Origin of the sequence: Paenibacillus sp. FSL R5-0623 (assembly GCF_037974265.1) — a bacterium.
Lineage (GTDB): Bacteria > Bacillota > Bacilli > Paenibacillales > Paenibacillaceae > Paenibacillus.
The window spans coordinates 4,506,091-4,531,156 of record NZ_CP150233.1 but is presented as its reverse complement, the minus strand read 5'-3'; the positions used below and the strand labels follow the sequence as shown (position 1 = coordinate 4,531,156).

Here is a 25,066-nt window from a genome sequence, read left to right as displayed (position 1 = left end):
AAACAGATGTAGATCATGCCACTGTAGTTTGCCTAGGTTACATCCATAGAGGGGAGGACGGATATGCCATTTATTGGGGGAATCATTTTAATTTTTATCCTAGCATTTATTCTATGGTCATTAATGTTCCCGCTATTCAATAAAATAGGTAGTAGAGTGTTGAAGAAATACAATAAATTCAAACAAGAGGAGAATGGTGATGAAAAATTCAAAGACGTTTAGAGTAGGGGCGATTGCGGTTGCATCCGTTATTATAGTGGGAGTGTTACTGGTGACCTTCTTTTTAACACGAATTCCTAATGGATATGTTGGGGTCGTGTATTCACCAAATGGAGGCGTAAAAGATAGTACACTGAGTCAAGGGTGGAAACTCGTTGGAGCGTTTGATAAAGTGACAAAATATCCTATCCGAATTCAAACGGTGGAATACAGAGATATTCAGATCGCTACTTCTGACGGGAAAAACATCACAATCGACTTTGCTTACAACTACCAAGTAGAACCAAGTAAAGTATCTTCGATCTTTAATACATTTGGGCCAATTAGCATTCAAGAAATTGAGGATACATATCTCAAAACACGTTTCCGTGATGCAGCTCGTAAAGGTATTTCCAAGTTTACAGTCATTGATGTTTATGGTGAAAAGTCATCCGAAGCAGGCGTAGACGTCGAACAACGTTTTTCTGATGATGTTAAAGAGTTAGGCTTTATTGTATCAAACGTTACCGTAGGTGTTCCTCAGCCTGACGCTAAGACTCAGGAAGCAATCGATAAGCGTGTTGAAGCTTCTCAAGAACTGGAACGTAAAACGACTGAACTGGAGATCGCCAAGAAAGAAGCAGATCGTAAGCGTGTGGAAGCACAGGGTAATGCAGACAAACTATTGATCGAAGCAGAAGGTCAAGCTAAAGCAAATAAAGAGCTTCAGCAATCATTAACAAGTCAACTCGTTGAATATGAAACAATCAAGAAATGGGATGGAGCCCTTCCATATGTAAGTGGGTCCAATACGCCAATGATTCAATTGCCAACTACAAAAACAGAGCAAAATAGCGGCGCGGGGAGTGTATCTCCCTAATTAGCGCTTGAAAATGCACTTAATACTTTCTCATCCAATTGAATTTATTGATTCTAGTGAACAAGCCGGTCCAATCGTGGGCCGACTTGTTCATTTTGAGTCTTTTCAAAGGTACAATAAGGGATTTAGTTAAGCCTTGGCATTGGATTCGTCTGTCCAATCCTGTACAATGGATAACGACAAAAACAACGGTAGATTAAGGATGGATCAGCACGATGAGAATTATCATATCACCAGCTAAAAAGATGAAGATTGATACCGATCTTATGGCTATCGCGCAGATGCCGCAGTTTATAAACGAGTCAGAACAGCTATTGAGTCTGCTTCAAAAGTTATCCTATGACGAACTTAAAGCGATGTGGAAGTGTAACGATGCAATCGCCGAACAGAACGTGGAGCGGATTCAGAATATGAATATAAAAGCAAATCTGACACCAGCAATATATGCCTATGAGGGCATTCAGTATCAGTATATGGCTCCAGGTGTTTTTCAAAATGAGGAACTGGCGTATCTTCAACAGCATTTACGTATATTATCCGGTTTTTATGGCATGTTACGGCCTTTGGACGGGGTTACACCTTATCGGTTGGAGATGCAGGGCAAGCTGCAAGGTCCAAGTTTCAAATCGCTCTATCAATTCTGGGGTAGCAAGTTGGCAGATCAACTTCAAGCGGACAGCAACTGTATTCTGAATTTGGCTTCCAAAGAGTATAGCAAAAACATCACGCCTTTTTTGAGCGAGGAAACTCGCTTTATCACTTGTGTTTTTGGACAAATGGTTGATGGGAAGCTTGTTGAAAAGGCAACCCGGGCCAAAATGGCTAGAGGTGAGATGGTACGATATATGGCAGAGCGTAAAATTACAGATGTGAAGGATGTAAGAAGCTTTGATCGGTTAGAGTTTGTTTTTTCAGAAGAGAAATCGGATGAGAGTACGTATGTGTTTATATATACAGAGGAAAAGTAGTTTGTATTATGTGAGCAGATTATAATGATAAGTGCTTTTTTCTAAAAAGTCGCCATCCGGCGGCTTTTGTTGTATGCAGCAACCTTTTGGAGGATGCTCTTACGAGTATCACTTACTACCGAAAATTGACTATTTAATCAGAGTGATTCCAAATGTTATCGAAGTATAAAAGGAAAATAACCTTATCATTGAGGACTAAATTACTATTACCGCTTTATCATTTTTCTGCTCCTATGGTTTGCGCTTGGAACCATGATGCCGACCAACGGTTACGCACTTTCGGATTCATCAACTTCCATAATAATGAACGAAAGTAGCCGTAGCGATCTCAATACTTCTTACGGAGGAGAGCGTAAAATATATTGTGTAAATAGAAAAAGGAAGACCTTTTCACAGCTTTCCCAAACGGATCTGGAGAAGCCTGTATTCGACGCATCTGATCGAATCGTTAAACAAGCAAATCAAGAAATACACGAACCGGAAAGAGCAATGTAATACTACTCTTACGAAAATAAATAAAAAATGCTCATGGCCAAACACCATGAGCTAAACAAACCTAGTATAATCAAACGTAGCAGCTAGAAAAATGCTCTATAAGCAGAGCAATATCAGTGTGGAACTCCGCAGATATGCCATTATTCACAGCGTGTCGTCTTTACATTTTTAAAGCAAATGTCCGCCAGACACTTCAATGTCCTGAGCTGTAACCCAGCCGAAATCATCGGACAATACATTCACAATGACCTTCGCAATATCTTCGGGTTGGCCTATTCTGCCAAATACAGATTGCTCAGCCAGTGGCTTGATGAATTCGGGATGCTTATCGAATACTCCATCGCCGAAATTGCTGTGCGTAGGACCGGGAGAAACGGCGTTGACCCGAATGTTGCGAGGTGCAAGTTCCTTGGCGATATAACGAGTCCATGTGGAGAAGGCTGCTTTTAACGAACCGTAGGCAGAGTAACCTGGGAATGATTGGTTTTTGGATGAACTTGTGGTATTAACGATGGCTCCAGCATCATCCATGAATTGCACGAGGTGTTGTGTTAGAAAAACCGGTCCTTTGAAGTTCGTATTAAGAATCTTGTCGAAGTACTCTTCGCTCATCTCATTGAACATCATGGGTCCGCCAATACCTCCATTATTAACTAAGTAATCAAAAGTTGTTCTATCCCAAATGTCTTTGAGGCATTTCTTAACTTCTAGGGAGAAACCTTCGAATGTTGATCCTTGCGTCAGATCCAACTTCAGTGCTGCAGCCCGAACTCCATTATTCTTCTCAACTTCCTTAACAACAGCTTCTGCCCGGTCCTTATAAGAATTGTATGTGAGAATCACGCTAATTCCGCGCTTGCCCAGTTCAAGAGCCGTCGCTTTACCAATGCCATTACTTCCACCTGTTACGATTGCAATTTTCATAAAATCCTCCTTGTTTTGTGTTTGATCTGTCTTCAATTTTAGTCGCATCTATTGAAATAATATAGATCTAATAATGCCTATTAGTTGCCTAAAAACACCATGTATGATTTCGATAAACCGAGAATATCCCTTCTCTTTATTATAAGAAGATCCTAAAAATGCCGATGTGTGTCTGAGTTGTATTGAGGGATAATGTGATAAAATAAGTGCATGAATAAAATTGTAGATGAAATTATTGATCTAATGAAAAGTGCAGGAACTCGACCAATTGAAACCGGAGTGCCGGGGCTATGGATGATTAAGGGAGACATTCCCGCACATCAACTCGCAGCGCTCTACGAGCCGATGATTGGATTTACGGTTCAAGGAACAAAGATTCTATCCATCGGGGGGCGTAGCACTACACTAGAAGGGCCCTCGTATTACGTCGTACCGGTACATGTTCCCGCAACGGCGAGTGTACATCCAGACCGTGATGGCCGTACTTACATGTCCCTTGGTCTTGAGTTGAATCAGAATGTTCTTCAGAGTTTATTAAGAGATCTTCCTGAAAATCTAATACCAACTGCTTCTGAGCATTTCGCAGCTTGTGAAATAGACATTGAGTTTATGGAGGCATGGCTACGCTTATTGCGATTAACGAATAAACCAAGAGATATTCCAGCTCTTGCACCAGCCTATGAACGCGAAATCCTTTATCGTGTTCTGATGGGATCACAAGGATGGTACCTGAGACAACTTGGTTTGTCGGAAAGTAATTTCTCTAAGATTTCTCAAATTGTAAAATGGTTACGCGATAATTTTATGAGGCCAATAGACATCGGTGAGATGGCATCAAAATCTGGTATGGCTATAAACACCTTTCACCGTCAGTTTAAACGTGCAACGGGTTTAAGTCCTATTCAATTTCAAAAGCAATTAAGGCTGTTGGAGGCTAGAAACCTCATTGCATATGAGGGCTATGCAGTAACCAGTGCAGCATATCAAGTTGGCTATCAGAGTACTTCACAGTTTAATCGAGAGTACTCCCGCTTCTTCGGTTCATCTCCGGCTCGGGATACTAAGAAACTAAGACTAATCGAAAGCGCGAGGGATTAGTTAGCTGGCATCTTTTTGGTACACTCAAGGCATGTAGAGCGCGAGTGTGTGGATATGTCCAGTCGATACCTAGAAGTCTATAATTATCAGTGCTCGGCGAAGTATTTCTCCTTTGCATAAGAGGACAGCGACTATAAAAACAAGGTGTTGAGAGATTCGATTAAAGTATCGGTTGTATTGGATTTGAAGTAGGTAGATAAGCTGATGAAATAAAAAATAATCCTTGTCACTATTCTGTAGCAGGAGGCTGTATAGAAGGAAAAGCCTCTTTTAACTTGATGGTAGTGGGGAAGCATATGGTGTACGAGAAAAGACGCAGGGATGTATATCCCTGCGCCTGATCAAGAATCAAATCCGTGTCCATCAATCCAGATAGGATAGAAAGGACTCTAAAAAATGCTTTTCTAACGCAAGCTGGGCAGAGCCTTTAGCACTTGTTAACGGAAGCTGCAAGTTTACCATCAGCATCAGTTAAGGGATTGAAGCCACTGTTTCTTTCCTATGCTTTGTTCCACTCCTCCTGGACTTCTTGAGACGCATTCTTCAAGGCCGCCTGAGAAAATGTACTAACATAATTGTTAGCAGAAGAGTGAGCTGTCACATCCAATTTAGGTGCGATTGAATTCGTATCCAAAGCTGATGAGCTTTTGGGCTTACTTCCCGTATTCCTCAGGATAGAACCAGGATAGCCAATTCCACCAATATTCAGATTACATCCTTCCTGTTAACGAACATTAATCCAAGCGGTCCACTGTGTTGGAATATTAATGGAATAGACCGTACCTACAAATTGTCCCCCTGTACTAGGCGCTTCATAAACCCAAGAATGGGCCCAAGCATCTACGACACGATCACCGTCCAGATCAATAGCTTCAGACCAGTTATTTGTCATTGTATTGCCGGCGAGTTTGCCGTAGTGATTGCTGTCATAACCGATCTGGAAAGTAATACACTGAATCCAAGCCCCACCATGATCATTGGTTGTGGACAGTGGGTTGTTATTGAAGCCGTAAATTTCTTGACCGCCATTAGGAGATACGACACCATATACATTAATGTGAGATACTTTCGGAGCTGGTGCAAACAGAACTGGACCACCCGCATTATCAGCCTTCTGCGATTCAAATTCAGCCTTAGCCGCTTTCACAGCTTCACGGAATTCTTTGGAATTAATAATTTCTTCCTTTGTCATAGGTTTGGCTTGAGTCACATCACCGTCTGCATAGGCAGCTACATTAAATGAAAGCACTAGAACAAGAATAAGAGCTAAACTAATCAATTTTCTCATAGCAATAAATTCCACCTTTCTTGTTATGGGTATTCTTTAACAAAAACATGCGGATATGACAAATAGACCTGCTTGCAGCTTAAAGCCTCTTGCCCTCCTTTCTTTTAAAGAGATGGTTCTTCCCCTTTTTTCTTTACTGAAAAAGAAATTAAGGAGGTAGAACTCTACAGGCTAGAAAACTCTATGAAGTAGGAATGTATATGTAAAATGAATGCCTGCCAATGATTATGTGTTGCAGACAAAATGTAAAACTCATTTATACGCATTGATATCTTAGCTATGATAGGCTCTGATACCTATCTTGAAAATATAAGATTTCAAAATAAATATTTAAATTGTAATATATTCCATTTATACAAACATATAGTACACCTAATCATCCGCACGAGTCAAGTTTCTTCATTAATACTATGATTTGTTAAAGTTTTCGGCTTGTCGTAGTAAAATGCCACAGTATCCTGTAGTCGTAAAAGGAAAACCCTCTGGAACATGTATACACCTACATAGAGATCGTATGGGGCTGAGGGACGGATATAAATCATTCTGAGCGTGGATTCATGCAGTGAAATCAGGAGGTTAGCCGGATGTAATTGCCACTAAACTTCTGCTAACATAGTCCTATCATATCTTAGATGAGCGGTGAAAATGGATGAATACCATTAAAGTTACCCCTGAACAGTTACATCAAGTATCGAATCAAGTGGATCAGGCGAGACAACAATTGGAGCATATACGGGAGGATCTCACAAGACAGATCCTGTTCCTTCAGCAGATGTGGCTGGGTGTGACGCAGGAGCGTTTTTATGATGAGTTTGCACGGTCACGTCCTGTATTGCAGAGGGCGCTGGAAAGTATGGTGAACACCTCTAAGGAACTGAAGGATATTGCCACACGATTTGAGAATGTCGATGCTGAAAAAGTGAGTCTTGGCAATGCTGTTGGCGCTGTAGGTGCGGTAGTGATGATGAAGACCTTGGGAAATGATGCGGGTACGGAGGATAAAGGCTACCGGATGGCGCAAGTCAATATGTATGGGAAGCTGATGTGGATGCCTGTGAACAAGAATGGTGTTACGGATCAGGCAGCCCTTCAGGCATATAAGAAGGATCAGGGACATTTGGATATCAATCGGATGCAAGCTACGGATGCTGAAGCGCCAGGGGAAGATATTTATGCGATGCAGATCAAAGCTTTTGAAAATGGAATCCATCCCTTCACAGGTGAGCCTGTATCCGATAAGTATGCTCAGTTCATGTTGACTTCTCTGAAGTTCAGCCAGCTATTTATGGCATTTCAGATGGTTCGAGGGAGTATGCCGGGTGGCAAAGGGCCTTTTCGGTTGCCTTCATCTCATCCAGCTGTGGCGAAGATTAAAAAGAATTTGGAAGCGGCTGAGGCGAGGAAAGCGAATGGACAAAAGAAGGGTTCTGAGGTTACAGGGCAAGCTTTTAAAATCGGTAGTATAGTTAAAGAAGGAAATAAAACGACATACACCAATCCAGTCGGTAATGTGCTGCATTGGGATGATCAGCATCCCAAAAATATTAATCGAGACATTGATCAATTGTTAAACAGCAAGGACTCAGGAAAAGCAACTGAAGCCAAAGCTGCTTACGCTGTTAGAGAGAGTAAGGAAGTTACAGCGTTTAGCCAGAAAATTCAAAGGACCGACGGCAATCCTGCAGGGGATTTCGACGTAGTAACTAAACATGAGATTATTGAAGTTAAAAAATCATTAAAAGCCGTCACAGATGTGGAACAGTTTGATAAATACGTTAATGTAAAACACCAAGATTATTTTAACTATGATCAGAAGAATGTTATTTTATATATTGACAAGCCATTGTCTAATCTACATCCAAACGATTTGATAAAATTGGAAATAATTAAATCTAAAGGTGTTACTGTTGTGAACTCTTTAGAAGAACTCAAGGGGGTATTGAAGTAATGGGGACTTCAGCTGTTATTTTAACAAAAAAAGATAGATATTCTCCAGAGCAGCTTTTAGCTAATACTATAGTTGCAGCTTTCCATTCGGACGCAGCTCTCTATTTTTATAACAATAAGACGTATACAAATGAAGGAGAGTTCCTGTATACAACGCTGAATATTAATCATAAGTCATTTACAGGGGACAATGAATCCTCATTGATTTTCCATATTCACAGCATTAGTAGCCTAAGTACTGAATTTTATTATCACGAAGATTTAGGTTTAGATCCTAATTTATCAATATGCCAAGTCGGGCACATTGAGGATATCTATGGTAATCAAGAGTTAATACTTCATTTTATTTACGAATATCTCAAGCTGAATCCTGATGATTATTTTTGGATTGCAGACAATGATTGGGTATACAGCCGGGAGGACATACAAAAACTGAAATTTTTACCGTATGACCCGGATTGGTGTTATAAAAATCCCAAAAACTAACTTCTAAATGATGACAAAGGGAACATCAAGAATTGATGTACAAAATACTGACAACAAAAACTGAAATAGATAGATTAGTCGAATCCTATTTCTGGACTATTTACTTTCCCAGAGCATTTAAAATACTTTGGAGACATGAAAGACATGGTTATGGTTCAGGTCCACTGGAGGTACAATTTTCATCCTATCATATGCCAGAAGAGGAAGAGTATATTGGTGATCAGAAAGTGTGTTTTATTGGGGAGCAATAATATGATTTTTAAAGATTTTATATTTCATTTAATGGAAGAATCCAACCTTCTCTGTAACTAAACTTTAATTCATCTCTCCATCGTTGTGCCTCGCCAAGGAAATTCTGTTTTTAATCTTTACTTAGTGCATTTCCCGCTAAATTCCCGTCTTACCTTATCTCTTAATGTACAATCGTTCTGAGGTGACCTTACCATGAAGGATAACATGTCAAACCTGATCGAAGATTTGTTTCACGGGAACCTGCGGTTGGACGAGTCGATTCATCCTGAGCAAGATGAGTATCAAGAGATCAATCGCCAGATATCGGACCTGATGCAGGACTACAAAACACAGCTAACCGAGAACGAATACGATGCTTTGGAGCAACTGATCGACCTGATCGGACAATCCACATCTATGTATGTGGAAGCGGCGTTTGAGCAAGGTTTTCGCACAGGCGGCAGACTGATCATTGAGGTTTTAGCTAAACCGTGAGTATTTACCTACTTCATAAGCCAGCGGCAGACAATACACAGCAATTCAAAAATCCCCTCCTCCATTACCACCGATCAGGCTGGAATGGGAGAGGGGACTTTGCTATTAAATTATTCTTTTATCATATTACCTACCACCTACCGCGCCCCAATATTCTTACCCGCTGGCGTACCCGAGCCGATCAGATCACTGCCTTTCGCAAGCTTGAGGAAATTGCCCAGGACAGGTGTTCCGTCCGCGCTACGCGTTACTGAAGGGACGAGGGAGACAAAGTCGGCTGCGCTGGCGAGCAGGCCTTTGGCATTCTCGCTTTTTTTGTTCTTCCACCAGACGTTAGTGCTGCTGACGTCGGTTCCGCTTGTTTTGTCACTGGCGCCGCCTTGTAAGGACAGGTTGTTGGTGAAGATGTGGGTCCCTACATCAAAGGCAAAGTTGCTTTGGCCGTTGTTCCAGGAGGTGTTGTTTTTCATCTGGATCGAACCGGGATTGCTGTTGTAGGTGAAACCGTGCTTTTTATTATTAAACGCAATGCTGTTCTCAACGATATGATTCACTGCAATCTTCTCACCGCCCAGCTTGAAGCCGTTGCCATCGCTGTTGGAGGTAGAGGTGCCGTCTGATGTTGCCCCGTTCGCATAGGCGATGCTGTTACGGATCGTAACCGCGCCGATGGCGCCTGTGTCCGTTTTGCTATACAGATCCCAGCCATCGTCCACGTTATAGGCCGCAATACAACCGTCGAAGACATTGCCCGGGCCTACGGTCAGTTTGGCCGCAAAACCGTCTGCATCCTCGCCGTCATCCGGGTCATAGTTGTTGTGGGAGTAGGAACGAATCACTTCATTATATGCAGGCCATTCACTCTTGGCAGCCGTGGAAGCATAACGTCCCATTTGAATACCCGTATCCCGGTTGTGATGAGCCTCGATCTGCTCCAGGCGGTTGTAGCTGCCCCCGATGAAGATGCCGTTATCGCCCGCACCCTTCACCTCAAGCCCTTTGACGAACCAGTAGTCTCCGAACATTTGCAGTCCACGATTGGTGGAGGCGAAGGCTTGGGCTGAGAAATCAAAGACCGGTTTTTCCGATCCATACGCCACCAGGTTTTTGCGTTGGCTCGATGTGCCGCTATTGCCACGTTCAATGGTAATAGTCTGGGAGAAGCTGTAGTTGCCGCCCCGTAGATAGATGGTCTTGCCTGGGGCGATCTGGGTCAATGCGTTAGCGAGTGACGTAGGGCTGTTCAGTGTTCCCGGATTGCTGGCCGAGCCGCCAGGAGACACATACAGATCACCAGCAGCAAGTGCGATATTCGAAGTCGCCACCGATTCAGAGGGATTTTGCAAGCTGCTCTCGATCAGCTCTTCAGCACCAGCCGATCCACCACCAATCAATAATAGAGGGAACGCGGCGCTCAGACAGATATGGGCCATTTTCGATTTCAGTGAACGTTCGGATCTTACAGATGCATGAGTAGATGTAGATGGGAATAATTTCATTACGCAAACCTCCTTGGTTAATTGGGAATAGAATGAAGAGCACGTGGTAGCCGTGTACCAGACTGTCTGTTATCAAAAATGAAATAAGTCATGCCGGCTGGCTAGATGTAATCTCTAGGACACAGCTTTATGGTAAATGTTGTAAGCGTCATCATCAATAATCATCTGATCAGATGGAGGTACATGCAGGCAGGTCAGGCCTGCAATCTTCCAATACCTGTAATATCACGTGAATTATGTAATCTTTCCATTGGGTGATAGCTCTCATTTAACGAAGGATCATCTGAAATGAACGTAGAGAAGTACGCTTTTCCATCCAGAGAGCACAAGTCTTACCTTCGATCCACTCATATGAACTTCATTTAATTTAAAATATATAGCTGCATGCATCCTGAAGTGGAGATTACACTCAAGCTAGTCATGAAAAAGCCCTGATATCAGCTGCAACTGGCAACTTGATGATCAGGGCTATGTTTAATTCAGAACGTAATCTGCTTACCAAAATACTCAAATGTACTAACCGTGTCAGACTTATCAGTCTAAACGCTGTCCAGCTATTTTAATATCCGTCCGTCTCACGACTGCGTTTCTTCGCTTGCTCCACGCTTGATTCATGTTTCGGTTGGACCGTTGCACTATCATCGGTTGGTACAGAGGCCAGCCCTTCGGAGACGCGCCGACCGTAATCGGCATCCGCTTGGGTAAAGTAAGAGATCATGCGCTCCCGGATATCTGGTTTGCATTGTGCCAACGCGCCGACCATGTTGCTAATCAGCTCATTCCGCTCCCAATCTTCGAACGCCCGGTACGTATCACCCGCTTGTCCAAAGTCATTGGTACGCTCAATCTTCTCACGAACAAGTCGGCCTTCCACCAGTGGTTCATGTTCTTTGCCACGTGGGACGGCTTCCTTTAATCCACCAAGCGACGAAGGCTCATAGTTCACATGCGGATTCTGACCCGGTGCACGATCCACTTGATATTGCATCTGTCCGCCGCTTTGATTGGTCGCAACACGGTTCTTCGGTGCATTCACAGGCAGTTGCAGATAGTTCGCACCGACTCGGTGACGCTGGGTATCCGAATAGGAGAAGGTGCGTCCTTGCAGCAGTTTGTCATCTGAGAAATCCAGCCCGTCTACCAATACACCTGTGCCAAACGCCGCTTGTTCTACTTCATTGAAATAATCCTCGGGATTACGATTCAACGTCATTTTGCCCACAGGTAAAAAAGGGAACTGATCCTGCGGCCACAGCTTGGTCGGGTCCAGCGGGTCGAAGTCCAACTCTGGATGCTCGCCGTCTTCCATCACCTGAACGCACAGTTCCCATTCGGGATAGTCACCTTGTTCAATAGCGTGATAGAGATCCAACGTCGCATGATTGAAGTTCAGTCCCTGAATCTCGGTCGCGTCTTTTTGCAGCAGGTTACGTATCCCTTGATTGAGCGGTTCCCAGTGATATTTGATGAGCACGCCCGTGCCTTCCTGATTGACCCATTTGTATGTATTAACGCCCGAGCCTTGCATCTGCCGATAATTCGCTGGAATGCCCCATGGAGAGAAGAGGAATGTCACCATATGGGTAGCTTCAGGACTTAACGATACAAAATCGAAAAACCGCTCCATATCCTGTGCATTGGTCAACGGGTCTGGCTTGAAGGCATGGACCATATCCGGGAATTTGAGCGGGTCGCGAATGAAAAAAATTTTCAGATTGTTACCCACCAGATCCCAGTTGCCGTCTTCGGTATAGAATTTTACAGCAAATCCGCGCGGGTCCCGCAGTGTCTCCGGTGAATGTCCGCCATGTATAACGGTAGAGAAGCGAACGAAAACGGGCGTTTGTTTGCCTTTTTCCTGAAATAGGCGTGCACGTGTGTACTTCGATACTGGTTCACTCCCGGCTGTTCCATACGCTTCAAATATGCCATGAGCGCCAGCACCGCGGGCATGGACCACACGTTCCGGAATACGTTCGCGGTCGAAGTGAGTAATTTTTTCGAGAAAATGATAATTCTCCAGCGTAGTCGGTCCCCGACTGCCAACGGTTCGAACATTCTGATTGTCCGTAATGGGATGACCTTGTCGATCCGTTAATGTGTCAGCTGATTTGTCTGCTGATTTGTCTGAGGAATGCTCTGGTTGTGAAGACTGATGATTCATGGAGTGGAGCACCGCCTTTCCTTAAAGTGGATTCCTGTATATATTTTCCCTGAAAATTGGTTCTATACATTCAACCTTGCAAATAACCTAACAAAAAAAGCTTGTCACCCGCTTCATCGCGTGAGATAATTAACTTTTGCCCTGCGGCCTTTTTTGAACGGAAAATGAAAGAGGACCGCGTCTAAGAATGGAGGCTGACCTAGGATTGTCTACACAACGTTATCCTTTTGCATATGATCCGGCTGAACCTTTTGTATCCCGTCTGGGAGAATGGGTTGCCGATGTTTTTTACGATATTTTGCCAGAGTTCGGCTTCGAGGTACGGGATGAACAGATTTTTATGGCGTACCAGCTCGAACGGGCCTATGGAGATAAAAAGACCATTATGGCGGAGGCCGGTGTCGGAACAGGCAAGACGTTAGTCTATCTGCTCTACGCGGTCTGTTATGCACGTTATACGGGCAAACCGGCGGTGATCGCCTGTGCCGATGAGTCTTTGATTGAACAGCTTGTGAAGCCCGGCGGAGATATTGCGAAGCTGGCTGCACATCTGGACTTGGAAGTGGACGCACGTCTGGGCAAATCACCGGACCAATACGTCTGTCTGAACAAATTAAGTGCAATGCGATTTGCGGATGAAGATGCGCCCGTTATTGAAGAAGTGCATGAGAGTCTGCCGGATTTTGTGAATACGCCGGGTACACTTCAGGCCTTCCATCCGTATGGTGACCGCAAACAGTATCCACATCTGAATGATCGTCAGTGGAATAAAATCAACTGGGACCCATTCCAGGATTGTTTTGTTTGTCCAAAACGTCAACGTTGCGGCCTGACGCTGTCGCGTGACCATTACCGTCGTTCCAAAGACATCATCATCTGTTCCCATGATTATTACATGGAGCATGTGTGGACCTATGATGCGCGCAAACGCGAGGGCCAACTGCCACTCCTGCCTGATCACAGTTCAGTTGTATTTGATGAAGGACATTTGCTGGAAGAAGCAGCCCTGAACGCACTGAGCTACAAGCTGAAACACCGTATCTTTGAGGAGCTCGTCACTCGCCTGTTAGAAGGAGAGATTCGTGAATCCCTCGCGGAGTGTGTAGATGAAGCGATTGAGAGCAGTGAGCGACTGTTTGCATTGCTGGATACGTATACGGTGGCGATCCCTGGTTCGGAACGGAAAGAAGTTCGGGTAGAAGCACCGCTTCTGCGTGAGATTGAACGACTGACGAGTGTGCTGGATGCAATCGGCGAAGAATTGGTATTTGAGAGCGGATTGTTCTCGCTGGATGGTTATCAGATGCGTGTCGTGGAAGAACATCTCGATATGATTCAGTCTGCGCTTGCCTTGTTCCGCAAGGAAGATGGTTACATCTGTTGGGCGGAAGAGAGCGAGGATGAGACGACCTTATCGATCATGCCGCGCACCGTGAAGGAAATGCTGAACGAGCGTGTGTTCAACACAGGTATTCCAATCGTATTCTCCTCCGCTACGTTATCTGTGGACAGTTCATTCCGTTATGTGGCGGACAGCCTGGGCATTGATGATTTTGTATCATTCTCGGTGGCTTCCCCGTATGATTATGCGGACAAAATGAAGATGAAAATTACCGATGAAGCTGTACCGGGTCACCCTGAGAATGAAAATCGCATGCGTGATGCGGTGTCGTTGCTTCAGGAGAGTGGAGGACGTGCGCTGGTTCTGTTCCGTACGATGGAAGAACTACGCGCGTTCAAGCAGGACATCGTTCATGTACCCGAAGCAGAAGGTTTGCGCTTTATGTATGAGGGCGACCGGGAGATCAGTGATCTGATCGCCGCGTTCCAGCAGGATGAGGAGAGTGTGCTGTGTTCCGTTAATCTGTGGGAAGGACTGGACGTTCCAGGTCCGTCATTATCCAATGTCATGATCTGGTCGCTTCCGTATCCACCACAGGACCCTGTCTTCAATGCAAAACGCAGTGCGTCGGCAGCACCATACGAAGAGATCGATCTTCCGTATATGCTCCTGCGTGTGAAGCAAGGTCTTGGACGTCTGATTCGGACAAGCACGGATTCCGGTTCTGCGGTCATTCTCGATGAATCGCTGTATACCAAAAAGGAAGCCAAAGACCGCATTGCGGCTCTGCTCCCTGAAGGTGTGGAATGGACAACCCTGACACACTAAACAGCTTACGTTAAATGTTCTTGCTTTATTTTTGATGATAAGGTTTCTTGCCAAAATAAGTTCTTGTTCTCTGCGGATTCATCATTCGTATGTGAGCAAGAGCTTATTTTTTATTCTGATGGTTCCTCAATTGTATTTCTATTCCCATTTTTCGAGGGGTTTTCCCAACGCTAATAAGGGAGAGGCTCTGTCATGCTCATGACTTATGGGACATGGAAGCCCCTTTTTGATGTGTACAGATTTATGCTGTGTTAAAAAATACCCATGCTCAGATACCGTTCCCCGGTATCCGGCGCAATGCAGAGCACCCGGTGCCCCGGCCCCAGTTCCTTCGCGATGCGAAGGGAGGCCCACACCGAAGCGCCAGAGGAAGGGCCGAGCAGCAGCCCTTCCCGGGCAGCAAGCTGCCGCATCGTATCCAGTGCGTCCTCATCGGACACCTGGATGATGGCATCCCACACGTCGGTATTCAGGATGTCCGGAATGAACCCCGGACTTGTACCGACGAGCTTGTGTGGTCCGGGCTCGCCACCGGACAACACCGGAGAACCTTTGGGCTCCACCGCATAGATGCGGATATCGGGTAACTGCTTGCGCAGTTCTTCTCCCGTCCCGGTAATGGTTCCGCCGGTCCCCGCCGTAGCGATGAAGGCGTCCAGCCTGCCATCCATCTGCTGCATAATCTCGGGAGCCGTAGTGATCCGGTGAATATCCGGGTTCGCCGGATTCTCGAATTGCTGCGGAATGAAACTTCCTGGAATGTCTGCCTGAAGTTCTTTCGCTTTGCGAATCGCACCAGGCATCCGCTCCGCAGCAGGGGTGAGCACCACATCTGCGCCGTAGGCTTTCAGAATGTTGATGCGTTCCTTGGACATATTGTCCGGCATGATCAGAATGGCTTTATATCCTTTGGCAGCGGCATTCATCGCAAGACCAATCCCGGTATTGCCGCTCGTCGGTTCAATAATGGTAGCACCAGGGAGCAAGTGTCCCGCAAGTTCAGCCTGAACGATCAGGTTATAGGCGGCACGGTCTTTGACGCTGCCACTCGGGTTGAAGTATTCCAGTTTCACGTATACGTCAGCGGAGTCGCTGTCTGTGAGTCTGTTCAGTTTAACGGCAGGTGTCTGGCCGATTAGTTCGGTCACATCTGCGGCAATGCCTGTATGTGCGGGTGTTTGTTTAATCGATTGTGTATTCAGATCCATGAAGTAACAACTCCTTGATTGATAAGACGTTGAGAGTATACCCGGTTGAAATCAATTCATGCCTTATTGGAATGGTTGGATATCTCTTCTCCATCTTAATGAACACAGCTAGCGATGGTCAACTTGTTTTGCTACGGATGGGTTCAATATTGTCAGAGTTGTATCAAGTCTGCGCCAAGTCCATCTGCAGATGCCGACTGAGTTCTTTTTTGACTTCATTGCGTGCGAATGTCCACAGCATATAGAACCGTTGCCAATACCCCCTGCACATATACAGAGTTTCGATACCCTCGGCTTCCCGTGTCTCTTCCAGGACCTTGACACCACGGGTTCTCATCTGTTTACGAAGGGCCAACATCTCCTTGAGCACATTGTTCTGAATGCGGGTCAGCGACAGAATGTAGACTTCGGGCATCTTAAGTAGCAGCGTATCCAGTGTGCGAATATCTCGTTCAAGTACATCCAGCAAAAGCGTGCGCACAACCAGACCTTTAATCAGACGATGGTCTTCATCCGCAGGGGATGGGGCGGAAGTTGAGGATGTCATATGTTCACTTCCTTAACCTTTAATTGGAATTTTATATTTACAGAACATGTGTTCCTATATTATAATCAATATATGTAATGGAGATACACAATACAACCGAGAAATATTGGAAGCACACATTATCGCATTTTCCTAAAGGTACAGATAGTGAGTGAGGCTAGGGATTTAGGGACAAGCCTGCTCCAAAATAAGGTATAATTTATGGGTTTTGCAGGAAACCTAAGGCCATAAACCAAATAAGCCCTATGCAATGCAGTCTGCTACAGAAGTGATTACAAGCAATGAATTAGAGCAGTGAATTACAATAAGGATTTCAGTATGATTTGCCGCAACACGATGATGCGAAGTCAACGAGTAGTAACAGTTTTATTTTAGCGAAAATGAGCAACAAAAAAGCCCCTGCCTTGGGCGGCGGGGCCTATGGAATACTGCCGATTCAGCGGCAGGTTTGATGATGTGTTCAGAAATTAAGCAAGATATTGAGGCTTTTCGTAGAACGCCTCTTTTTCAAGGATGACCTTATAAGGTCTTTCCTTGCCCTTCAGGGAGGGCCCAATGGTAGTTAGCGGCACGGCCGGCTTGTGGAAACGATCTTCTTCCTTGGGTTCCGGAACCGGTCGTGATGATTCGGGCGCAGAACTGAGGCGTACCTTTTTTTCGCTGCCCCAGCGCTTGCTTATTTTTTTCGTGTCCGGTTTCATTCCGGTTCGCCTCCTAACAAATCGTTGATGGCGTTGAACAGTTGACGATTCTGTAGGTCAATCTGCTGAAATACCGCCTCATCCGCTTCAATATGTCCAATAATGTGAACGGTGATTACATACCTCTTGGCTACAGGATAGCATAGCAGATATTCTTTCTCAAGGTAATCATCATACAGATTGATCTTGATCTTGTTTTCCCGGTAAGAGTCAATCACCAGGATGCGCTTGGGATCATCCGGTTGTTTGTCGTCATTAGCGGACAAGTCATACTTTCTCCCCGGTTCTCCAACATTACCACATAATTGCTCAATATAACCACTGTCATCTGTACGGTATATGGCAGTGCCCCGTACGGCAAATGGAGGATGAGAGACAAAGGCGGTACGCAGGGCATCGCTCATTCGCTCCAGCATTTTGGCATCTGCTTTGCGGGTACGCAGCAATTCCCTAAAGAACCGCAGCAACTTGAGCAGTTGTAACCTTGCTTCTCCCTCAGTGCGTTTATGCTTCTCAATGATATTCTCCAATTCTGGATCACTCCAGCGTCCTTGTTCCTCAATACTGTCTGCGATTTTGGAACATGCCACCGAGACAGCTGGCGCCCACTTTCCGTCAGAACGAATTTCATACACGAGTGGATTTAACCCCAGCAAATCTGTAGGCATACGCAATCCCTCGACCTTGGTTGTGTCCTTGATGTCTGTAATATCTTCAGGAAGAATGAAAAAAATACGCTTTCGTCCCAGACGGCCCATAAACAGACCCATTTCAAGCATTGTATTATCCCGGACCGACGCGTAGTACTTCCCGCGAATTTTGGATATATCATCCGGATGAAAAATAAAAATGGCAAAGTCTGTTGTACGGACTTCTGCTTCCAGGTCGTCCATGGTATAGCTGCTTGGATTAAAAACTCCGGAGTACCAAGGGGTAACTTCAGCTGAGAAACGTAAGTTTTCGTGTACTGCGGCTGCAATCGGCTTGGCTTCCAGCGAGCAGCCAATAAAGACTCTTGGCTTTAACGTTTTCATCAATCCGCCTCGCTTAAACGGTAGTGGGATTCAATTGTTATATTATACCATAAACAGCAGAGTAAGTATGGAAACGTTTGAGCGGAACCAAGAATAAGCCGATTACGCTTGCTATAGTGTATGTTCAAAAGGATAATGATTCCTTTACCACTCCCCAGAAAATAAAAAAAAGGCCCCAATTTGTCACAGTTGGGTGACTGACAGTTATTTTTGGAAGCTTTGGTCATAGAATAAAGGAGCAGGTTGCACCATTAGCAAGCATTGCTTATCCTGGTGTTGCCGTATGACTGCTGGAGCAGTCCAAAGGCTGCTTTATGCCTGTTTTTGAGGGGTCTGCTGTTTAGACCCGGTCACGTTGGTGTTATATAATAGAAGAACAAGCAAGTTAGCTTTGGTGTTTAAACTGAATGAACTTGCAACTGCTGTAAGTTGGATTTACAATTTACACAGGAACGAAGAGTGCAGAACCCATCTGTAGAAGCGAAGCGTTCACCTGAAAGCTTTCTGAAAGAAAGCAGCTTCGGAGGCATAGGCTATCACCGGATTTTCCTCAGAGGGAAGAATGGAATTCCAAAAATCCGGGGATAACCGCGATCAAAAGAGGGTACTGTAATCCAAGTGTAAGTGTACAATTAAATGTTCAAGCTTATGCATTGTAGTTATTTTTCAGTTTAACTGAGCACAGCTAACCACAACAGAACAGAAAGGATCAGGATACCATGAGTTCCCGAAGGACAATCTCCCCAAGGACGATCTGGAAACGTTACGATCTCTCATACACATAGCGCCCCTTGTAGAGTACACCAACCGGTTCAAAAAAACGGCTGACTCTGCGAAAGAGGGGATTGGAATGAATATTCGAAGGACGTACACGATGATTTCTTCCAGGCTTACCTTTTGCAGGGTACGGTCGGTCTAAAAAACCAACCTACAAACTGCGAGGGAACCTGAATGAAGAGAACATCGTTAACCTTACAACACGTTAAAACAGAGGCGATCAAATTCGCCATTATGCTGCTCGGTACATTTATTTTAGCTTTTGCTTATTATCACATTAACTTTCAGAATCATTTATCGGAGGGCGGATTTGTTGGTCTGGCCCTGCTCGGAAAATACGCAACAGGCTTATCACCTGCTATCGGTATGTTGTTACTGGACATTCCGGTCATGATCCTGGCTTGGTTCCTCAAAGGCTGGAAATTCATGATTCAGGCATTGCTTGGCGTCGGTGCATTTTCCCTATTCTATGACGGCTTTGAACGATACTCCACACTGGTATTGTCGTTTAACGGAAATCTGTGGATTCCGGCAGTTCTATCCGGTATATTGACAGGGGTAGGCGCTGGGATCGTGCTTCGATTCGGTGGAGCGACAGGTGGAGACGATATTCTCGCCGTGCTGGTTAGCCGCTGGAAGGGATGGAAGCTGGGAACAGTTTTCTTTGTCAGCGATGCTTTTGTATTGGGATTGTCGCTTTTCTTTCTTCCGGTAAAAGAAACTTTATATACGATTCTGGCCGTATGGATTGCCAGTAAAGTCATCACGTACGTCGTCAGTGTTCCGGCTCGCGGAACCGTGGTTACAACTTCAGCTGTGAAATTGCCGATGCCATCGGCTGCAGCCAAGGCAGTTAACGCTGCTGCTATTTCACAACGGACTACGGTGGCTAGAGGGGTATCCAATTAACCATACGTTTCAGAATAACCATAACCTGTATGCATCATATTCAGGTCTTGATAGTTAAAGTTCATACAAAATCCCTTTTGACTGCTCTTCAGCAGCAAAAGGGATTTTATTGTTTTCCGTTTCATTCAGGGCTTGATCGAAGAAGCAATCTGACCATCCTGATTATGGATAATCGCTCGAATATTTTGTTTACTACTCAGTTCTTTGGCCTTATCTACAGCTTCTGCTTTACTATCAAATGTGGACAGATAGGTAGACTTTCCTTCTTCCTTGATCGCCCAACCGGAGTCGGTAGGCACGACATGGATGTTATCATGACTTTTGGACGAAGAAATGGGCTCGGAATGACGACGATCCGTGGAAGATGACTTGTTACGGTTGGAGTTTTCGGAAGAAGATGTGGAGTCCGATTTCGAACTTTCCGGCACGGGATGATTTTCATCCCATTCTTCCGCCTTAGCTGTCGCTATGGCAATCGAGCGCCCTTCTTCATACCCGTCATCGAGCAGAGCATTGGCAATCTCAATGGCTTTATGTCTGACACGTGGTTCCAGATTCTTCATGGATACCGGATAATCCTGTTTGTTCCAAGGCATATGAACCCCTCCTGTACAATAATGGATTAGTTGTATATTACCCTCTGAGGGGAGGGATAAACGATGAACAGCCGAGGTCGTAAGTGCATTTACCGATGATCTATATAAATTGAAATAAACTTTACACGAAACGGAGAGGACAGAAAAAACCTGAAGAAACGAAGTGTTCGCCTTTATCCCCGGATTTACCCCTTTCTAAAAGGAATCAAAAAATCTGGGGATAACAGCGATCGGAAGGTTGTTCTGTCATCGGAGTGTCCAGTGTAAACATTCTTTATTTCAACTTATATAAAAGGATCTCGTTCCTATACTTTTGCAAGCTAGAGGAGTATAATGCTGTCCATGAAAGAAATAAGTTCAATAACAGGAATATAAAGGAGTACATACATATGTTTAGTCTTAGCCTGGCAATCCCTATGCTGTTCACCATGCTGATTCATACCGCAGACAGCTTATCATACGCGCTGCGCCTTGGTGGTTTACGCACCCGCAGAATTGCACTGGCCATTTCTTTGGCAGGTATTTTACTGCTGGTTTCTCGAACCTCGAATATGGCCCAGGGTCCAATGGTAGGTAATCTGGTGGATACCGCAACACGTGGAGCCAATCCACACTTTGCGGCGCAGCTGCACTGGTTAATGGGTGCTGCAACAATTGGAACGGCATTAGCCATATTGTGTTTTCCAACCATGGTGAAGCTCTCAGCGAGAATGGTTGTGCATTTTGAAGCAGCTGGTTCTATCCCTGCGATGGTTCGCGGTATGCTGAAGCGAAGCAAGATTAGAAATGCAACGTATTACATCACGCCGCCATCCTGGAAGATGGCCAAACGTTTGGTGCAACATGGGATGCCAAGACGGTTAATGATGCTGAATGTAGCGGTAACCGCAATCTACACCACGGGTGTCCTGTCCAGCTTGTACGCAGCTTATCTTTACCCAGGGCAGGCTGTAGCTGCATCTCAATCAACCGGGCTAATTAACGGAATAGCCACTATTTTGTTAACCATCCTGATTGATCCGCGGATTTCCCTGCTCAGTGACCGATCATTACGTGGCGAGATCCGTTTGGATCGCATGAATCAGATTTATGGCTGCATGCTCGTATCTCGTTTGTTTGGTACTCTGTTGGCACAGTTGTTATTAATTCCATTTGCGTATTGGATAGGTTGGATCGTAAGTATGATGTGACGACTTCTCTCCTGAATTGTCGCCAGGCACTCTCTTGTACATCTTTTGAAGTAGCAAATGAGGGTGTCTGTGCAAATTGAATTGACGGGGTATTTGTGCTGTGATACTATTAGACCGAATAGTCGGTTTATTTTTATGGAGGTTTTTCCAATCGAAGTCAAACGAAGAAAAGATGTTACCCAGATAAAAAAAGACATTGCACGTAATACCAAGGAACTGTTTGCCCAAAAGGGATATAGTGCAACTTCCATGGAAGACATATGTACGATTAACAATCGGAGTAAAGGCAGCATCTATTATCATTTCAAAAGCAAAGAAGAGTTATTCATGTATCTAATCAAGCTTAACAATGAAGATTGGATGAATGCTTGGCTGGACAAAGAATCCGGGTATAAGACCGCCATAGACAAACTGTACGGACTTGCTGACCATTACGTGGATGACTTGGCTAACCCGCTGAATCACGCCATTAACGAGTTTGTCTCGGGTCAGGTCGTCAGTCAGGAGATGCTTGATGAGATGCTTTCCCTGATCCGAATTCCGTATGCGACATATGAGTCCATTATTACTAAAGGGATGGAAGATGGGGAGTTAAAACCCGATGACCCACAGGATGTAATGCACATTATCTACGGTCTGTTTAGTGGATTGACTACACTCTATTATGAGAAGGACCTGACGGATATTCGTCGTATTTACCACAAAGGCATGGCCGGTCTGCTGGCAGGCATTCAACAACGTTAACCATGAAAAGCTGATGTAACGTCAGTTTTTCTTTTTGAATATTAATAAACCGGACAGTCGGTTTAAAAGAGGAGATGGAGAATGAACACATTGTTCAGGAACAAAGCTTTTTTAATCGTGACAGGGTCTGATCTGCTGCAAAATCTGGCGATATGGATCCGGAATATGGCGATCCTCTATTATGTGATGGATAAAACTCAGGGAAGTCCAATAGCCGTCTCGCTGATTACCGTACTTGAATATGCCCCAATTTTTGTTTTCTCCATCATTGGCGGTGCACTTGCTGATCGCTGGAATCCCAAACGTACGATGATACTGGGGGATATTCTGAGTGCGTTGTCTATTGTCATGATTATTGGCGTTTTATCTTCCGGGTATTGGCAGATTCTATACGTAGCCACGTTTGTATCCTCTATAGTTAGCCAGTTTTCTCAACCATCCTCTCTAAAGATTGTGAGGCGAAATGTAAAGGGAGAACATTTGCAATCTGCAATTGCGATTACACAGAGTGGTCAATCGTTGTTTTTAATTCTCGGACCAATCGTCGGAACGTTTATATACACTGCAATGGGAATTCAGGCATCCATGTACGCATTACTCATTCTATTCCTCACCTCTGCGCTTCTACTCACATTTCTGCCTAAAGACGCCACGCAGCGGGAAACAAATACCTCATTATTAGCGGATATCAAAGAGGGCTGGCAATATGTTGCTCGATCTCGCTCGTTAAAAATGCTTAGTCTGGTATTCATCTGTATAGGGCTTTCTGCGGGTCTCATCAGCCCACTTGGAATATTTCTGATCACCGAACGTCTGGGACTTGAAGCAACGTCGTTACAGTTCCTCTCTGGAGCATCCGGATTAGGTTTATTGATTGGAGGAGGGATTGCCGCTGCTGTAAGTGGCAAGTTGAATCAGACTTTAACTCTAATCGTAGGTGTGTTGTGTCTTGCTGTAGCCACGATGGGGGAAGTGTTATCCAGTTGGTTCTGGCTGACCCTTTTGATCAGCTTTTTGAGCTCCATCAGTTTGGCATTTATCAACGTCATCATCTCCACGTACTTGGTCACCCGGATCGATGAGCATTTGATCGGGAGAGTGAATGGCACCATCACACCTTTATTCATAGGAAGTATGCTTCTTGGATCTTCCATGGCAGGTGTACTGATGAACAGCACATCCATTTTTATCGTCTACGCAATCTCGGTTACCGTGATGATCATGGGTATTATTCCAGCGATGCGTATTCAATTTCATGATGATCAGACGGCTCCTGCCAGCCATTTGACTTCGGAAATCTCTTCGAGCCAAACCTAACCAGTGCATTTTCGTGCAACAATAGTTCGTCTATGAAAAACAAGAATGTACAACAAAAAAGCAGCGGGACCATCCCACTGCTTTTTTTGTATTTGTATTATAACTTATTGGAAAAGGACGGCGTACTCACCGTATCCTTCTTTTTGCAAGTCTTCTTTGGGTACAAAACGAAGTGCCGCAGAGTTGATGCAATAACGCATTCCACCTGCTTCGGCAGGACCATCGTTGAACAGGTGACCCAGATGGGAATCGCCCTCACGACTTCTCACTTCGGTACGAATCATGAAGTGGCTGAGATCGGTTTTTTCCTTCACGTTGTGGTCACGCAATGGACGTGTGAAGCTCGGCCAGCCGCAGCCGGAATCGTATTTGTCGGTAGAACTGAACAATGGCTCGCCAGATACGATGTCCACATAGATACCATCACCGTGGTGATCCCAGAATTCGTTATGGAATGCAGGCTCGGTTGCGCTGTTCTGCGTAACTTCATATTGAAGCGGCGTCAAACGCTCTTTCAGCCCGTCTTTATCCACGTTACCGGTCCAGTTGCGTTCGATGAAATCTACACGTCCAGAACCTTTGCTGTAGCGTTTGTAATGGGCAGGGTTCTTCCGGTGATAATTTTGATGATGTTCTTCCGCTTCATAGAAAGGTTTTGCTGGCAAGATGGGTGTGAAGATTGGTTTGTCAAAACGTCCACTTTGTCCCAGCTCCGCTTTGGAAGCTTCCGCAATCTGGCGCTGTTCTTCGCTATGATAGAAGATGGCCGTCTGATAGGAAGATCCACGGTCATGGAATTGCCCGCCTGTATCCGTAGGATCAATCTGCTGCCAGAACAGTTCAACCAGTTTCTTATAAGGGAAGATGGCAGGGTCAAACGTAATTTGCACAGCCTCTACATGTCCTGTTGTCTCCGAGCAGACCTCTTCATATGTTGGATTCTCGGTATGTCCTCCTGTATAACCCGATACGATTTTATGAATACCGGGCAGTTCTTCAAAGGGGGATACCATACACCAGAAGCATCCGCCTGCAAAAGTTGCTAACTCACTTGAATGTTGTTCCATGCTATAGTCACTCCATTTCTGATGAAGATTTAGCGCTCGTGTTCGAGCTCCAGCAATCTACCGATTTATTAAAACTTGTTACACAAGCATTAGGCTTGCTCTTCTATTATATCCTGAATTGGCAAGCCAACCA

Annotated in this window: 20 protein-coding genes and 2 pseudogenes; 12 read left to right on the top strand and 10 right to left on the bottom strand. The window is 44.8% G+C overall.

Going from position 1 to position 25,066, the window contains the following annotated elements; translation table 11 throughout:
• Positions 1-199: 199 nt before the first annotated feature.
• The 3 genes and pseudogenes from MKY92_RS19880 to MKY92_RS19870 all read left to right on the top strand — a co-directional run.
• Positions 200-1,078 carry a prohibitin family protein gene (locus MKY92_RS19880; RefSeq protein WP_221822227.1) on the top strand — a complete coding sequence of 293 codons (879 nt, stop codon included), beginning with the start codon at positions 200-202 and terminating at the stop codon, positions 1,076-1,078.
• Positions 1,079-1,293: 215 nt separating this feature from the next.
• Positions 1,294-2,046 (top strand): peroxide stress protein YaaA, encoded by a 753-nt coding sequence (gene yaaA, locus MKY92_RS19875; RefSeq protein ID WP_339297385.1) that lies wholly within the window; start codon positions 1,294-1,296, stop codon positions 2,044-2,046.
• Between the two features lie 388 nt (positions 2,047-2,434).
• Positions 2,435-2,536 (top strand): annotated as a pseudogene (locus MKY92_RS19870) (transposase); the annotation flags it as partial.
• Positions 2,537-2,709: 173 nt separating this feature from the next.
• On the opposite strand, the gene MKY92_RS19865 reads toward MKY92_RS19870, so the two are convergent.
• The gene (locus MKY92_RS19865) at positions 2,710-3,465 is read right to left on the bottom strand and encodes an SDR family oxidoreductase (RefSeq protein ID WP_339297384.1); all 756 of its coding nucleotides are present in this window, start codon (positions 3,463-3,465) and stop codon (positions 2,710-2,712) included.
• A 210-nt stretch (positions 3,466-3,675) separates the two neighbouring features.
• Here MKY92_RS19865 and MKY92_RS19860 point away from each other — a divergent pair, with 210 nt between their 5' ends.
• Positions 3,676-4,563 (top strand): AraC family transcriptional regulator, encoded by an 888-nt coding sequence (locus MKY92_RS19860; protein WP_339297383.1) that lies wholly within the window; start codon positions 3,676-3,678, stop codon positions 4,561-4,563.
• Positions 4,564-5,287: 724 nt separating this feature from the next.
• Here the strand turns inward: MKY92_RS19860 and MKY92_RS19855 are convergent.
• The gene (locus MKY92_RS19855) at positions 5,288-5,851 is read right to left on the bottom strand and encodes a DUF4879 domain-containing protein (RefSeq protein ID WP_339297382.1); all 564 of its coding nucleotides are present in this window, start codon (positions 5,849-5,851) and stop codon (positions 5,288-5,290) included.
• 649 nt (positions 5,852-6,500) lie between these two features.
• Between MKY92_RS19855 and MKY92_RS19850 the strand changes: the two genes are divergently transcribed.
• From MKY92_RS19850 to MKY92_RS19840, 3 genes are all read left to right on the top strand, one after another.
• Positions 6,501-7,799 carry a WXG100 family type VII secretion target gene (locus tag MKY92_RS19850; protein WP_339297381.1) on the top strand — a complete coding sequence of 433 codons (1,299 nt, stop codon included), beginning with the start codon at positions 6,501-6,503 and terminating at the stop codon, positions 7,797-7,799.
• A complete protein-coding gene (locus MKY92_RS19845; RefSeq protein ID WP_339297380.1) occupies positions 7,799-8,284 on the top strand; it encodes a hypothetical protein in 486 nt (161 codons plus the stop codon). Before MKY92_RS19850 ends, MKY92_RS19845 begins: the two co-directional genes overlap by 1 nt.
• A gap of 444 nt (positions 8,285-8,728) precedes the next feature.
• Complete coding sequence (locus MKY92_RS19840; RefSeq protein WP_339297379.1) at positions 8,729-9,010, top strand: DUF6809 family protein; 282 nt, start codon at positions 8,729-8,731, stop codon at positions 9,008-9,010.
• Between the two features lie 137 nt (positions 9,011-9,147).
• Here the strand turns inward: MKY92_RS19840 and MKY92_RS19835 are convergent, their stop codons facing one another.
• Positions 9,148-10,509 carry a right-handed parallel beta-helix repeat-containing protein gene (locus tag MKY92_RS19835; protein ID WP_339297378.1) on the bottom strand — a complete coding sequence of 454 codons (1,362 nt, stop codon included), beginning with the start codon at positions 10,507-10,509 and terminating at the stop codon, positions 9,148-9,150.
• Positions 10,510-11,161: 652 nt separating this feature from the next.
• A pseudogene (locus MKY92_RS19830) lies at positions 11,162-12,673 on the bottom strand (catalase); the annotation flags it as partial.
• A gap of 205 nt (positions 12,674-12,878) precedes the next feature.
• Between MKY92_RS19830 and MKY92_RS19825 the strand changes: the two are divergent.
• Positions 12,879-14,843 carry an ATP-dependent DNA helicase gene (locus MKY92_RS19825; protein ID WP_339297377.1) on the top strand — a complete coding sequence of 655 codons (1,965 nt, stop codon included), beginning with the start codon at positions 12,879-12,881 and terminating at the stop codon, positions 14,841-14,843.
• A gap of 251 nt (positions 14,844-15,094) precedes the next feature.
• Here MKY92_RS19825 and cysK read toward each other — a convergent pair whose 3' ends face one another.
• The 4 genes from cysK to MKY92_RS19805 all read right to left on the bottom strand — a co-directional run bounded on the left by cysK (position 15,095) and on the right by MKY92_RS19805 (position 18,333).
• Positions 15,095-16,051, bottom strand: coding sequence for a cysteine synthase A (cysK, locus tag MKY92_RS19820; RefSeq protein WP_339297376.1), 957 nt, complete (start codon positions 16,049-16,051; stop codon positions 15,095-15,097).
• 163 nt (positions 16,052-16,214) lie between these two features.
• A complete protein-coding gene (locus MKY92_RS19815) occupies positions 16,215-16,598 on the bottom strand; it encodes a hypothetical protein (protein WP_339297375.1) in 384 nt (127 codons plus the stop codon).
• A 467-nt stretch (positions 16,599-17,065) separates the two neighbouring features.
• Positions 17,066-17,299, bottom strand: coding sequence for a hypothetical protein (locus MKY92_RS19810; protein WP_339297374.1), 234 nt, complete (start codon positions 17,297-17,299; stop codon positions 17,066-17,068).
• Positions 17,296-18,333: a nucleotide-binding protein gene (locus MKY92_RS19805; RefSeq protein WP_145322731.1), complete on the bottom strand. Its 1,038-nt coding sequence runs from the start codon at positions 18,331-18,333 to the stop codon at positions 17,296-17,298. Before MKY92_RS19805 ends, MKY92_RS19810 begins: the two co-directional genes overlap by 4 nt.
• A 951-nt stretch (positions 18,334-19,284) precedes the next feature.
• Between MKY92_RS19805 and MKY92_RS19800 the strand changes: the two genes are divergently transcribed.
• Positions 19,285-20,019, top strand: coding sequence for a YitT family protein (locus MKY92_RS19800; RefSeq protein WP_036614465.1), 735 nt, complete (start codon positions 19,285-19,287; stop codon positions 20,017-20,019).
• A 125-nt stretch (positions 20,020-20,144) separates the two neighbouring features.
• Here MKY92_RS19800 and MKY92_RS19795 read toward each other — a convergent pair whose 3' ends face one another.
• Positions 20,145-20,615, bottom strand: a complete 471-nt coding sequence (locus tag MKY92_RS19795) for a DUF2188 domain-containing protein (RefSeq protein WP_339297373.1) — start codon at positions 20,613-20,615, stop codon at positions 20,145-20,147.
• 389 nt (positions 20,616-21,004) lie between these two features.
• On the opposite strand from MKY92_RS19795, the gene MKY92_RS19790 reads away from it, so the two are divergent.
• The 3 genes from MKY92_RS19790 to MKY92_RS19780 all read left to right on the top strand — a co-directional run bounded on the left by MKY92_RS19790 (position 21,005) and on the right by MKY92_RS19780 (position 23,866).
• Complete coding sequence (locus MKY92_RS19790; RefSeq protein ID WP_339297372.1) at positions 21,005-21,805, top strand: lipid II flippase Amj family protein; 801 nt, start codon at positions 21,005-21,007, stop codon at positions 21,803-21,805.
• A gap of 135 nt (positions 21,806-21,940) precedes the next feature.
• Positions 21,941-22,549 (top strand): TetR family transcriptional regulator C-terminal domain-containing protein, encoded by a 609-nt coding sequence (locus MKY92_RS19785; RefSeq protein WP_339301851.1) that lies wholly within the window; start codon positions 21,941-21,943, stop codon positions 22,547-22,549.
• 81 nt (positions 22,550-22,630) lie between these two features.
• On the top strand, positions 22,631-23,866 hold the full coding sequence (locus MKY92_RS19780; protein ID WP_339297371.1) for an MFS transporter: 1,236 nt from the start codon (positions 22,631-22,633) through the stop codon (positions 23,864-23,866).
• 104 nt (positions 23,867-23,970) lie between these two features.
• Here MKY92_RS19780 and msrA read toward each other — a convergent pair whose 3' ends face one another.
• A complete protein-coding gene (gene msrA / locus MKY92_RS19775) occupies positions 23,971-24,933 on the bottom strand; it encodes a peptide-methionine (S)-S-oxide reductase MsrA (protein WP_036614455.1) in 963 nt (320 codons plus the stop codon).
• Between the last annotated feature and the right edge of the window lie 133 nt (positions 24,934-25,066).

Coding starts and splice junctions, on each gene's coding strand:
- MKY92_RS19880 (WP_221822227.1), top strand. CDS start 200: ATGAAAAATTCAAAGACGTTTAGAGTAGGGGCGATTGCGGTTGCATCC.
- yaaA (WP_339297385.1), top strand. CDS start 1,294: ATGAGAATTATCATATCACCAGCTAAAAAGATGAAGATTGATACCGAT.
- MKY92_RS19865 (WP_339297384.1), bottom strand. CDS start 3,465: ATGAAAATTGCAATCGTAACAGGTGGAAGTAATGGCATTGGTAAAGCG.
- MKY92_RS19860 (WP_339297383.1), top strand. CDS start 3,676: ATGAATAAAATTGTAGATGAAATTATTGATCTAATGAAAAGTGCAGGA.
- MKY92_RS19855 (WP_339297382.1), bottom strand. CDS start 5,851: ATGAGAAAATTGATTAGTTTAGCTCTTATTCTTGTTCTAGTGCTTTCA.
- MKY92_RS19850 (WP_339297381.1), top strand. CDS start 6,501: ATGAATACCATTAAAGTTACCCCTGAACAGTTACATCAAGTATCGAAT.
- MKY92_RS19845 (WP_339297380.1), top strand. CDS start 7,799: ATGGGGACTTCAGCTGTTATTTTAACAAAAAAAGATAGATATTCTCCA.
- MKY92_RS19840 (WP_339297379.1), top strand. CDS start 8,729: ATGAAGGATAACATGTCAAACCTGATCGAAGATTTGTTTCACGGGAAC.
- MKY92_RS19835 (WP_339297378.1), bottom strand. CDS start 10,509: ATGAAATTATTCCCATCTACATCTACTCATGCATCTGTAAGATCCGAA.
- cysK (WP_339297376.1), bottom strand. CDS start 16,051: ATGGATCTGAATACACAATCGATTAAACAAACACCCGCACATACAGGC.
- MKY92_RS19815 (WP_339297375.1), bottom strand. CDS start 16,598: ATGACATCCTCAACTTCCGCCCCATCCCCTGCGGATGAAGACCATCGT.
- MKY92_RS19810 (WP_339297374.1), bottom strand. CDS start 17,299: ATGAAACCGGACACGAAAAAAATAAGCAAGCGCTGGGGCAGCGAAAAA.
- MKY92_RS19805 (WP_145322731.1), bottom strand. CDS start 18,333: ATGAAAACGTTAAAGCCAAGAGTCTTTATTGGCTGCTCGCTGGAAGCC.
- MKY92_RS19800 (WP_036614465.1), top strand. CDS start 19,285: ATGAAGAGAACATCGTTAACCTTACAACACGTTAAAACAGAGGCGATC.
- MKY92_RS19795 (WP_339297373.1), bottom strand. CDS start 20,615: ATGCCTTGGAACAAACAGGATTATCCGGTATCCATGAAGAATCTGGAA.
- MKY92_RS19790 (WP_339297372.1), top strand. CDS start 21,005: ATGTTTAGTCTTAGCCTGGCAATCCCTATGCTGTTCACCATGCTGATT.
- MKY92_RS19785 (WP_339301851.1), top strand. CDS start 21,941: ATGGAGGTTTTTCCAATCGAAGTCAAACGAAGAAAAGATGTTACCCAG.
- MKY92_RS19780 (WP_339297371.1), top strand. CDS start 22,631: ATGAACACATTGTTCAGGAACAAAGCTTTTTTAATCGTGACAGGGTCT.
- msrA (WP_036614455.1), bottom strand. CDS start 24,933: ATGGAACAACATTCAAGTGAGTTAGCAACTTTTGCAGGCGGATGCTTC.